This is a genomic window from Schlesneria sp. (assembly GCF_036405755.1).
Lineage (GTDB): Bacteria > Planctomycetota > Planctomycetia > Planctomycetales > Planctomycetaceae > Schlesneria > Schlesneria sphaerica.
Window position 1 is genome coordinate 1 of sequence record NZ_DASWWZ010000418.1, and the last position, 12,271, is coordinate 12,271.

At 56.0% G+C, this 12,271-nt stretch carries 6 protein-coding genes; 1 reads left to right on the top strand and 5 read right to left on the bottom strand.

From position 1 onward, the window contains the following. The 3 genes from VGE80_RS14310 to VGE80_RS14320 form a co-directional block, all read right to left on the bottom strand. Positions 1-2,191: FAD-linked oxidase C-terminal domain-containing protein (locus tag VGE80_RS14310; RefSeq protein ID WP_440593140.1), on the bottom strand; the 2,191-nt coding region annotated here is incomplete at its 3' end. A gap of 45 nt (positions 2,192-2,236) precedes the next feature. Beyond that, positions 2,237-2,806, bottom strand: coding sequence for a YqgE/AlgH family protein (locus VGE80_RS14315; RefSeq protein ID WP_373653553.1), 570 nt, complete (start codon positions 2,804-2,806; stop codon positions 2,237-2,239). A gap of 314 nt (positions 2,807-3,120) precedes the next feature. Beyond that, complete coding sequence (locus VGE80_RS14320) at positions 3,121-3,591, bottom strand: hypothetical protein (protein ID WP_440593141.1); 471 nt, start codon at positions 3,589-3,591, stop codon at positions 3,121-3,123. 493 nt (positions 3,592-4,084) lie between these two features. Between VGE80_RS14320 and VGE80_RS14325 the strand changes: the two genes are divergently transcribed. Continuing rightward, positions 4,085-7,381 (top strand): response regulator, encoded by a 3,297-nt coding sequence (locus VGE80_RS14325; protein WP_440593142.1) that lies wholly within the window; start codon positions 4,085-4,087, stop codon positions 7,379-7,381. 785 nt (positions 7,382-8,166) lie between these two features. Here VGE80_RS14325 and VGE80_RS14330 read toward each other — a convergent pair. Together VGE80_RS14330 and VGE80_RS14335 are read right to left on the bottom strand one after the other, a co-directional pair. Continuing rightward, positions 8,167-8,535 carry a hypothetical protein gene (locus VGE80_RS14330; RefSeq protein ID WP_397568846.1) on the bottom strand — a complete coding sequence of 123 codons (369 nt, stop codon included), beginning with the start codon at positions 8,533-8,535 and terminating at the stop codon, positions 8,167-8,169. 635 nt (positions 8,536-9,170) lie between these two features. Next, positions 9,171-12,014: a PSD1 and planctomycete cytochrome C domain-containing protein gene (locus VGE80_RS14335; protein ID WP_440593143.1), complete on the bottom strand. Its 2,844-nt coding sequence runs from the start codon at positions 12,012-12,014 to the stop codon at positions 9,171-9,173. Between the last annotated feature and the right edge of the window lie 257 nt (positions 12,015-12,271).

Sequence of the window (12,271 nt, forward strand, 5' to 3'; positions counted from 1 at the left end):
ACACGACCGGAATGGGATCTCGCAATGACACGGGAGGTGCCAGCCACTCACGTGGTGCGCTGCTCAGAAATGTCTTATGAGCAAATGCCGGTAACTTCCTCTGACGAGCTACCCCCAGACCACGCTCCAACAGCCACCGCACAGTCCGGTTGGCAATTAATGGATTGATGAACCACGCCATCCGGCAGAGTGACTCGCTCCATCCATGGACCCGCGACAGAAACCATTCTGACATCCGCGGACCGTTCGCCGCCACGTACTGGGCTTTAGCTTCGAGCATCAGGTGCGGAATATTGACTTCCGTAGGACATTCCAGTTCACACTGCTTACAGTTGAAACAGAAGTCGGACAAGCGACGCATGTCACTCGAAGCGAGTTCGTGTGCGGCAAGTCGTCCATCGACGATGGCCCGCAAGGCGTTCGCCTTGGCGCGAGGAGTCCGTGCCTCGGATGTCTCGCGACGGAAGAAGGGACACATCCGTGAATTGGGTTCCTGCGTCCGACATCCCCCGCAACCGTGACAGGCGGTCACCGTTGCCCCGAGTTCTCCCGCACTCCAGTTCAACTGGAGCTCAATCGGAGTAGACGTTGGCTTGATCTCCGGGCGAAGATGATTGACCGTAAGATGCGGATCGTCACTCAGGATCTTATCGGGATTCAGCAATCGATCCGGATCGAAAAGCGACTTAAGTTGCTGGAAGACCCGATAGAGTTCACCGTACTGCGACGGCAGGAACGCAGTCCGAGAGTAACCCAGTCCGTGCTCGCCACTAATCGATCCGCCAACGGAAATCGCCGCGTGATAGAGATCCCGCGCAAGATCTTCGAGCAGCAACGGATCGAGAGGCGACCTGAGGAACGGTCGCATGTGGACCTGCCCCACGGCCGCATGGGCGTACAGCGACGCCGTCAACTCATGCTTCTGCCAGATCCGTCTGGATCGCGCGATGAACTCGAGCAACATCTCGGGGGGAACTGCTATATCCTCCACCAGCGGAACCGGAGACGTCTCACCCCGCGCCCGGTTCAATAACGGAATGACCGCACCCGGCAACGACCACAGAAATTCGACCTCATCGAAGGTGGTCGCCTCGTACAGCATCCGGCCGGGATCGGGCAAATCCTTGATGACCAATTGAACGTCGCGAATCCCTCCCGCGGCTTCTGGGTGGCTGAATCCCGTCATCTCGACGATCAACGCGGCTTCGGCATTCGCCGGAATCAAGGAAGCAAACCGCGCGTCCAGATCGCGCGCCATGGACAACAGCCGGCGGTCGATCAGGTCACAGGCACTGGGCTGCAGTACAGCGATCGGTTGCACGGCCTGAATCGCCGAATCCAATGTTTCGAAACCGATCAGCAGCGCACTACGCCAGGCCGGAAGAGCAGACGTCCGTAGTGTCGCGGCAGTGAAGAGCCCCAGAGTTCCCTCCGAGCCCACCAGAAGTCGTGGCAGCACAATCCCGGAATCTGTCAGAACGCCCCGCAGCAGATAGCCGGCTCGATTACGGACTTGTCGTTCCGGCTGCTTTTCCAGGATCAGTTTCGCATTGCGGACGAGCAATCCTTCAATCCGCTCGAGCAGATGACTTTTCCACTTCGTTGCCTCATCGACGTTTGACTCCTCTGTGAAACGTTCATGAGTCGGCAGGGGTTCATTCCCCGCCTCAAATCGAACGCCATTCGCCGTCACCAGTTCGATACTGTTAACATGGTCGCGGGTCGACCCGACGCGAATCGAGTGAGAGCCTGCCGCATCCAGGGCGAGCATACTTCCGATGGTAGTAGTATCACTGTTGGCGGGGTCTGGCGGAAAATAGCGCCCCGACTCTCGCAGCACATGGTTGAGCCGACTCAGCACAACACCGGGCTGAACACGGACAGTCTGCTGTCCCACCTCCTCAACCGCGTGCATATGGCGAGAGAAATCGACAATGATTCCCGCCCCTAACGCCTCCCCTGCAACGCTGGTTCCTGCTCCGCGGGGGATGAGAGGTAACTTTTGTTCGGCGGCGTAACGGACCAGCGTCTGGACATCGTCGCGGTCATGCGGGAATGCCACGCCGAGCGGCGTTTCCTGATGCAAACTTCCATCACTGGCGTAGATCGACTGCGCAAGAGGATGACAGAAAATCTCCCCTCGGAAGATTCCCGCCAGGTCTTCGATGAGTCGTAACTGTCGAACGTCCACAGGTAGGTTCGGCCTTTGCCTGTATAGAAATCCGTCCTGCAAACCTTAGTTTGCCGAGGGATCCTTGACCCGATGAGGCAGCAGGTGGTTGGATTCGTAGAACTTCTGCAGAAGAGTTTCGTAGACTGAATAGGGATCTTCGTGAAATACCATTTCCCGATTGCCGGGATAGGTTAACCAGTCCCCCCGCTCGATCTCTCCTTCCAATTGTCCGGGCCCCCAGCCAGAGTAACCCGAGAAGACACGGAACGAGTGAGACGGTGGCGTACTGGCGACCGCTTCGCCGATGACCCGTTCAAAAGCTTCGGGGCTTCCGCCGACGAACAATCCCGGCAGGATCGCGGGCCCGGTGTCTTCAAAGCTGGCGTCGTCATGAAGTATGACAAGAGCCGTAGGTTCCACAGGCCCTCCCCCAAAGACGACGTCATCCATTTCCGGCAAATCAAAGTGCCCGGACAGAGCGTCGGAGACCTTGACGGAAAGAGGTCGATTGATGACCAGACCCATCGCACCATGCTCGCCATGTTCGAGCATCAAGACGACCGTCTTATAAAAATTATCATCCCGCAGTCGTTTAGAGGCGATCAAAAACCGACCTCGGAGCGATTCGGCCATACTGGCACCGTCTGTGTAGCGATTTGGAAAGTGAGTCAAAATGGTAGAACGGGTACTCTCTGGGGGATTCTACTCTCCCCAAGTCATCAGCGAAACCTGAAGCAGAATCTTACTGTCACGGAGCCACACCACGGACGATCGTCTCTGCTAAAACAGTTCCCCGATTTGAATGCTCACTGTTCCGGTTGCAACAAACTGAAATTGTTTGCCGCGTGAAATATCAGCATCAAGATGATACCACGGCAGACAGATCCCATCTGCGTCGCGTCCGGCTTCGGTCGTCGTCCGAACGCGAGAGATTTTGCCCGCTGGCGTCAGTCATTCACCGATTCCGATCGATTGAGTGATTCGCTGCGGAGTTCTTCGTTCCCCGCCCCGATCAGCACGGGAAGATCCGCTTCTTCTGAGACTTCCTGCCCCTCGCCACTTCCTTGACCGCGGGGCCAGATATGGAACCCTCCCTTGTGGGCGAGGCTGAGTTCCCAGACGCCCCAGATTCCTCTCCCCTCGTTGTACCCCTGATACGCAACATCATGCGCGCCAATGTACCGTTTCGTCCACCAGCATTTACCAGACTCTTTCTCATAAGTTCCTTTAAAGAGAAACTCGCCGACGGAATCACGTCCATCTCCCCGGAGTGTCCCGTCGCGAAAGACCAGATGAAGTTCCATCTGGAAACGCTTCGACGATCCTGGCTCAAGGTAATACCCTTCCCATGCCCCGGAAGGAAACCGATCATCCTGCTCCAGTGTCGGATCAGATACATCATCAATTGGTCGTGACATGGAAGGTACCCTGATTGTCAAAATTGCAAAGTTGCTCAGTCGCCTCGCGATTTTTCGAGGGTGACCAGACCGGGTCAATGGATATTCCCCGCGGAGCAATTCTCGTCCCCATTTCACGCCAGAGGCGAGATTTTCAACCGAACTTTCACGGAGTGAATGAGTTATATTGGCGACCTCTCGGCGGATGTCGCTATAGTTAGGAGGCCTCGAAAGATTCGAGCCAATTCCTCCCCATTTTTCCTGTGATTTATTTTCAGGTCGAAACCGATTTCGACTCGCCATGAATGACGCTGTTTTCCGAAAAAAGAGATTCGCCTGCTGTCCTGATTCGAACAAAGCCTGAATCCAGAGTTTGTGGAGTGAACTGATTGAACCAAAGGTTTCAGGAGTATCCTGCCTCCCTTGAAATCAAGCTTCCCAGACTCTGAATGGAATTTTGCCTGAATGCGCGTCCCCTGTCCCGCCGGGGGTGTGCGGACCGAAGGATGTTGAGATGCCTCGACTTATCGTGGTGGAACGCGATTCAGGGCGCCGTGATTCGCTCCAGTTCGTGCTGAACCGAGCAGGTTACGAGGTGCTGGCAGTCCCCGCGGAAGAGGCGCCGTCGCGGTGGAAAGAGGCCGATCTTCTCATCATCGGTGATTCCGACCTGCAGATCCTCAACAGTCTTCCAAGGACAGATTCAAAACCGGTTCGCCCGGTTCTGGCTCTGATCGATCCCGGGAACTGTGAATCAATTCTCGCCTGCCTTCATGCGCGAGTTGCGGGCATGATCTCACGGCTGCGAACTCCTGACGAAATTCTTGCCGAAGTCCGCAGGTTCACGAATCCGTTGAAATCATCAGCGACGGAGGATTCGCCCCCGCGTCCTGCAACGCCAATCCCCCACTTTGATCCCGAACTTCCTCGCGAAAGTCTTGTAAAAGCCCTGCAGTCGGCCTGCAATGACATCGTCTGGTTGCAGGACCGTTACGAGAATGAACTCTCGCATCGGCACAAAGTGGAACAGGCTCTTATGGAGTCGGAAGTCTTCTACCAGTCTCTGGTCGAGACTCTGCCTTTGGCGATGCTCAGAAAGGATCTGAACGGGCGGTTCACCTTCGCCAATCGATTGCTGTGCGAAGCCTTCAATCGGCCGCCCGAAGCGATTATCGGACATGTCGACTACGACTTTTTTCCGCGTGAACTGGCGGATAAATACCGTGCCGATGACCGAAAAGTGCTCGAACAGCGGAGTACTCTCGAAACCATCGAAGAGTTCCAGACGCCGAACGGGGATCGGCGTTATACGCACGTGGTCAAAAGCCCGGTCTACGACGCTGCAGGGAATCTGGCCGGGATTCAGGGAATCTTTTCCGACGTGACGGAAAAGGAATGCGCCGAAAGGGAACTCGTACAGACCCAGGCACGACTTCAAGCGGTGCTGGATGCAGCGACCCAGGTGGCGATTATCTCGTCAGATCTGGACGGGAAAATCAATCTCTTCAATACCGGTGCCGAACGGATGCTCGGATACACCAAGGAAGAGATGCTTGGCAAGACACCAGAGATCTTTCATCTGGGATCAGAAATCGAGGCCCGTGCGGCCGAGATGTCACGCGAATTTGGTCGGCCGATCCAGGGGATGGACGTCTTTGTGGAACATGCACGACGTGGAGAGCACGACGAGCGGGAATGGACGTACGTTCGGAAGGATGGCAGCCACATCCGAGTCGCGCTCTCGGTCACAGCCAAGCGAGACTCCGATGGCAACGTCTCTGGCTTCCTGGGAATTGCCCTCGACATCACAACCCGTCACCTCGCCGAAGCCGAACTCCTGAAGGCGAAGGAAGCGGCAGAATCGGCGAACCGTGCGAAGAGTGACTTCCTGGCCAATATGAGCCACGAAATCCGCACGCCGCTTAACGCGATCATCGGCATGACGGAACTCGTCCGAGACACGGAACTCGACGTGACCCAGCGTGAGTACCTTGCTCTGGTGCAGGAGTCAGGCGAGTCACTTCTTTCGGTCATCAACGACATCCTCGACTTCTCCAAAATTGAAGCGGGCAAGCTCAGCCTCGAATGCGTCCCCTTCGACCTTCGTGAACTGCTGGGCGATACCGCGAAATCCCTCGCGCTCCGCGCCCACCGGAAGGACCTGGAACTTGCTTGCCACGTCGCGACCGGGGTTCCCGCAATCGTCGAAGGAGATCCCCACCGTCTGCGGCAGATCGTCATGAACCTGGTGGGCAACGCCATCAAGTTCACCGAAAAAGGGGAAGTGGTCCTGCACGTCGATGTGGAAAGCAGCACCGACCACGACTTGTACCTGCATTTTCGTGTGACAGATACCGGCATTGGCATTTCCGCCGATCAGTTGCATACGATCTTTGAAGCCTTCGAACAGGCCGACACATCGACGACGCGACGCTACGGGGGCACAGGACTGGGTCTGGCGATCTCGTCGCGACTGGTAGAACTGATGCAAGGGCGCGTCTGGGTTGATAGTGCGCTGAATCAGGGAAGCACGTTTCACTTTCTGGCCCGTTTCGGCGTCTCGTCCGACGAGGCTCTCGCCAGCAATTCAACCATCTATCCTCCGATGCTGCAGGGACTTCCTGTACTGGTCGTTGACGACAACGCCACAAACCGCCGGATTCTGATCGAAATTCTCAACAACTGGTCGATGAAACCGACGGCCGTGTCGAGTGTCGCAGAGGCTGTCGATGAACTGAAAAGAATGGCCGATGCGGGAAATCCCTACGGTCTGATTCTGACAGATGCCAGCATGCCGGATGTTGATGGCTTCACGCTGGCTCGCCGGATCCAGGAAAATCGCGTTCTGTGCCGGTCGATGGTCATGATGCTGACGTCCGCGGATCGCCCGGGAGATCTGCGACGCTGTGAAGAACTGGGTGTCGCAGCCTACCTCGTGAAACCGATCAAGCAATCCGAACTCCTCGATGCCATCCTTGTGGCTGTTGGCGGGCAGTCGCCCTTAAGCGGAGCACAAGAAACCCCCGCATCTTCTGCGAGGAAATCGGGAGCCCCCAAGTCGATCCTGCTGGCAGAAGACAGCCTGATCAATCAGAAGCTGGCTATCGGATTGCTCGAGAAGTGGGGACATCGCGTTACGGTTGCGAACGACGGCCGCGAAGCAGTGGAACTTTCTCAGCGGGGTGCTTTCGATCTGGTTCTGATGGACGTCCAGATGCCCGAACTGGATGGGCTGGATGCGACCCGGGAAATCCGGCGCAGGGAACTGCTCACCGGAGAACATATCCCCATCGTCGCAATGACCGCCCACGCGATGAAAGGTGACCGCGAGTTGTGCCTGGAATCAGGTATGGACGACTACCTGATGAAACCGATCAGGGCCGAACAACTGTTCCAGGTACTGGAGCGGATCGGGGCTGGTCAAGTGCTGGTCGGAGCCGCAGCCAGCAACACCACCGCCAGCGATCGCATCGACTGGGATCTGGCACGGCGGGCCGTCAATCACGACGAGGATCTCCTGCGGCAAGTCGTCGAGGCATTTCTGGAGGAAGGCCCTCATCTGCTCCAGACGATGCGATCATCCAGCAGTGAGGGAGAGTGGAAGCAGTTTCAGCGAGCCGCACATACCCTGAAGAGCGGCCTGCGAATGTTCGGAATCAACTCGCTCGCCGACGAGGTCGAACGATTGGAACTGGCTGCGAAGACGGGGGAGTTGACAAGCGCCTCCGGCACACGCATGGACCAGATCACCAGCCGTTCACGCGGCATGCTGTCTGAACTTCAAGCGTTCTCTGCAAGCACGACGACATAATCACGGCTCAACACAACTAGACGAAGCCCAAGCCCACCCGTCTGGCCACAGTCAAATCCCCACGGAGTGAGCGTTTGCAGGAGCACTCGGCATGAACACGTAGAGGCTCCATTCATCCATCTGTTGTCAAACAGCCGGATGAGCACTTGCAAATAATCTACGATCTCAAAAGACGATACACGAAATCGATAAGGCAGTATCCAAGCATCCAAAGACACAATAGACCTGGTAACCCAACGGTTACGAACTGCCCCAGAATCTGCCAGCGCGAGAAACGCCCGCCAGGATTACCACGAAACGCCCACTGGCAAAGGTTCACGTAAAACGGGCCGTATATGATTGCACCGAGCATAAAACAGACTACGACGAGCAGTAGGAGGTATCCCATCACTGTTTTCTCTCAGCGTGAAGCCACATCATTTGTACGAGTGACTCAACGATGGAAAGTATGGGTTCGATTCAGCGGACACGGATCACTCATTTGAAGCCGATTTGAGATTAACAAGTGAATCTTCGCCTGAATTCAGGGCGGACTGGAGCAGCCCCAGCGGAGAGCAGCTCAGAGGGATCCTCTTTAAGAGACTGCCGAAGATGTGAGTCGCGATCCGAAGCTGGCATGAAATCTGGTGCGAAGTCAAAAAGGAAACGACGGCACATTGTGACGAGTCAGGATTTACGGAATCAAGGTTGAGGAACTGGAGATTTGTCTTGGGAATTTTCCTTTAATTTCCTCGGAGCCAGATTAATTGGCATTCTGAACTATCGTCGAATCAACGAAAGCGCCCCTATCGACAGCAAATATTCCTTGGATGGACGTCCCCCAGGTAGACACCGTGCTCTTCGAGCTGCCAGATTGCGATTTTTACGCGGGGCCAGTCGTCCTCGAAAATTTCTGCCAGAGCGGTAATTTGATCTTCGTCCCGTTCAATTGGGCGTTCAATCAACGCATCAACGAAGTCTAGAATATACGGAGGCATGACAACTGACATTTCGATCACTTGTTGACTCCTGTCAAAATCAATCAACTCGGGGATGTGAAATCCAGCAACTTCGAAAACGCCCCAACGTTTTAGATATTCGTAGATTTCGAGTTCGGACTCGAATGGGGCTTCGTAGTAGAATGCTTTGACGGCAGACGCTCGGGACGTCTGCATGACGTATCCGTCTTTGCCAAACCCGAACACGTTCTCCGTTGTTAGACCTCTTGTTTTAAGGTATCGTTGCGCATTGAGTTCCGCCTTTTTCATGTTGTGATTGTTCATGTCATCTACAGCACCTCTACCGACGTACTCCGCGCGAGTCAGACTCGAACTGCGCGTCGGTGACCGTACATTCGAGCTGGCGAGCGTGGCACCTTCGAAATGCGTTCTGAGGGAACCGTTGGAACTTCCCGCCTGCACCGCAGAAATTGCGATGTTCGTCGATGACACGCTTTCAATTTGGCCTGTCAGAATACCGAATGGTGTCGTTCCGTTCGACAGGCATGTCACAACTCAATTGATGGGAAAAATGCAGCGAGTGAGCCCAATCCCGAAACGGCTTGACGATTGATCGGAGCGATAATAGAAGCCCCCCTGTTTCGCTCACCTGACTGTAATTCCGCCAAAGAGAAATCTGAACCTTACGCCGACTGATCTCAGATATGCCGGCCCGAAGCGGCGGGCGCGATCGAGTCACCATTCACACCCTCAAAGCATCCTAACCGACCCGTTTCAACCGAAAGGGTCGGTTAGGAGTAGTCAATCAATCGACGCATCGAAAGAAGTGATCTGATGCGTTTGATTGGGGTTCAGTCGACGAACATGAACTCATTGGTCATGAGCAGGACCTGAGCCAGCCTGTCCCAGGGTGAAAGTTTCTCGCTGTCCGACGTCTCCGCCGTGCCCAGGAACTGCAGCGCGACACTCCGTTCGTCCACTGTTGGCTGACGTCCGAAAACGCGTTGATACAGATGCTCAAGACGCTCGGGATCATTGCTGGCCATCGCTACACAATCGGCCGCCAGCCGCCTTGATTGCTCCTGCATGAACGGGGAATTCATCGCGAACAACGACTGTTGCGGCACTGTCGTCTGAGGACGATCCGATGCCGATGCATCAGTGTCCGCAAAGTCGAACGCTCGGAAAATCCCGGGCAAATCATTGCGGTTAATCAAGGTGTAGAGCGTCCGTCGCGTCGTGGCTGGGTTCATCACACCATCAAATGGTTGTCCCCCGATGCGATCATCAAGTTTCCCAGAAACGGCCAGCAGGGAATCGCGGAAGGATTCGAAGTCCAGTCGCTGTCGCGGCATTCGCCACAGCAAACGGTTCTCGGGATCGACCCCACGCGCAACCGGATTTTCCGCAGCGGACTGCTGAAAGACGGACGAGGCCATAATCAGCCGGTGCAACTTCTTCAGCGACCAGTTCATGGGCGAATCGGGATGGTCGAGACCGCTGAGTTCCGCTGACAACCAGTCGAGCAATTCAGGATGGGAAGGAGGGAGGCCGCGAGTTCCGAAATCGCTCGGAGTCGCGACGATCCCCGTCCCGAAGTGGTGCTGCCAGACACGGTTCGTCATGACTCGTGCTGTCAGGGGGTTTTGTGTATCAACAATCGCTTCCGCCAGATCCAGGCGCCCACTGCCTCGCGCAAACGGTTTGCGCTCGGGCATCGAAACAACCTCGAGGAACTGCCGTGGAACCGGCTTGCCGCGCCGTCCCGGGTTACCGCGCACAAAAATCACGGGATCATTCAAGGCCCCATCACGGACAATCATCGCGCGAGGGGGAGCCCCTGGCGACGTCACCTTCAGTGCATCAACATTTCTCTTCAGATTCGTGATCTGATCGACAATATCGCGACTGAACGCGGGACGGGCTTCGTCGAGAGTCAGATTTGCTGGAGACTTCTCGCCATAAAGCAGCTGTCGAACTTGCTCCGCATTGGGGTCGGCAAGTCCAGTGGCCTCGGGGGTCGCTTTTTGCAATTCCGTCCACTGAGAGCGAAGATCATCAAACAGGTTGCCGTAAAGACGAGCAAGCTCCAAAAGCGTCGTTGGCTTCTGAGCGACGATTGCTTGCCGGACGAGAGGATTAACCCGTGCGGCTTCGTCATCGTTGGCCCATGACTCCACCATCTGCGTTACCGCAGCGGAAAAGTCTTCGGGCTTCTCCACTTTTGAAAGGACAAACCAGGGAACCAGGGCCGGATGTGGCTGTGCGACATTGCGATTGAGCAAGTCTTTCCAGCGCTGCACGACGGGTCGACGTGGTTCGTTAGCGCCCGTGAACGCGACAGGAGTCTGATTCCAGGCTGGGATCTCCTTGGCGATCTGCTGCAATGAATCACCTGCAACGACACGAATCTCTTCGGCCAGTTTTGGAATGCTCTCTTTCTCATAGGCCAGCACGTCGGCTTGCCGCTTTTCCAATTCGGCAAGGAACTGGCGATAGGCGGCCTGATCTTTTGGCAGACCGATGACAGGCAACTCCTCGGGTTCCGTGGTCGAAGCAAAAACTCCGTACAGCGAGTAATAGTCCGCAGTCGGGATCGGGTCGAACTTGTGATCATGACATCGCGCACAGCCGACGGTCATCCCCAACAGGCCTCGCGTCACAACGTCGATGCGATCGTCGATAATGTCGTTCTGGTTGTTCAGATACCGCCGGCCGACGGTCAGAAACCCGAGTGCCGCCAGACGCGAATCTTGTGACTCGGCGATTCCCTGCTCGCCCTTCTCGTTAAGGACAACCAGGTCAGCCGCAATCTGCTCAACCACGAACCTGTCGTAAGAAAGGTCCGAATTCATCGCTTCGACTACGTAGTCGCGGTAAGTGTACGAATAGGGATAGCGGGGCTCTGCCGTGAAAACATAACCCTTGGAGTCGGCATAACGAGCCACGTCGAGCCAGTGTCGGCCCCAACGCTGCCCGTAGTACGGCGAAGCCAGCAGACGATCAATTAACCGTTCGGCCGCGTCGGGTGACTGATCCGCCAGGAATTCCTGCACCTGATCGAATGTGGGCGGAACACCCCACAAGTCCAGCGTCGCACGGCGGATGAATTCATAACGGCTCGCCGGTGGCGCGAGCGTGATGTCCTTTTCAGCCAATGATTGGGTGATGAACGCATCTACCGGGGTTTGAACCTGGGACACCGGCACCGCTTCCGAATGCGGGTTCCCGGAAAGCGAAGTCAGATGAGGAATCGCGGGACGTTTGACGGGCTTGAATGCCCAGTGATCCTTTGGATCGGCGGCATCGACCACCGACTCGGCGGGCCACGGCGCTCCCATGGACAGCCACTGCTGGAAGTCCGCAATTTGCTCGGCGGGCAGTTTTCCTTTGGGAGGCATCTGCGTATCGCCATCGGCATACTCGAGTACCTTCAGCAAGCGACTTCCTTCGGCGTTCCCCGAAAAAACGGGGCCGCCGTCGGTACCTTTCAAGAACCCCGCGTGAGTATCGAGCCGCAGCCCCGCTTCCTGCTTTTTAGAACCATGGCATTCGAGGCAATGCTCGACGAGAAGTGGGCGAACCCGCTTTTCAAAGAAATCCAATTGCTCGGGCGTGGGGGCCCCTGCCGCACTCGCAGCGGAAAGGGCAACGAGCCACACCGAACAGTGGGCGATTCGAAGGAGATTTTTCATCGTGGCAAGTTTCCAAAGGCTGGAAGACACCTGCGTCTGCTGAAGATCAGCGACATTGATTGCCGGGCTTCAGTAATCGTATTCAGACGGACCAGGGGAATATTCGACGGTGAACCGACGACATTCCGTGATCATCAGGTGAAATCGGTGTCGTTTTACTGGCGGGGGTGGAGTGCAGTTTTTAGCAGTGAATTCTTGAGCAAGTGGCTCAGCGGTGCGGTAAGCGAATCAATGACCTGAAACCTGTAGCCAGTGTT

What these genes read in the sequence shown, in the direction of transcription:
- VGE80_RS14315 (WP_373653553.1), bottom strand. Translation starts at nt 2,806, where the DNA reads ATGGCCGAATCGCTCCGAGGTCGGTTTTTGATCGCCTCTAAACGACTG.
- VGE80_RS14320 (WP_440593141.1), bottom strand. Translation starts at nt 3,591, where the DNA reads ATGTCACGACCAATTGATGATGTATCTGATCCGACACTGGAGCAGGAT.
- VGE80_RS14325 (WP_440593142.1), top strand. Translation starts at nt 4,085, where the DNA reads ATGCCTCGACTTATCGTGGTGGAACGCGATTCAGGGCGCCGTGATTCG.
- VGE80_RS14330 (WP_397568846.1), bottom strand. Translation starts at nt 8,535, where the DNA reads ATGCAGACGTCCCGAGCGTCTGCCGTCAAAGCATTCTACTACGAAGCC.
- VGE80_RS14335 (WP_440593143.1), bottom strand. Translation starts at nt 12,014, where the DNA reads ATGAAAAATCTCCTTCGAATCGCCCACTGTTCGGTGTGGCTCGTTGCC.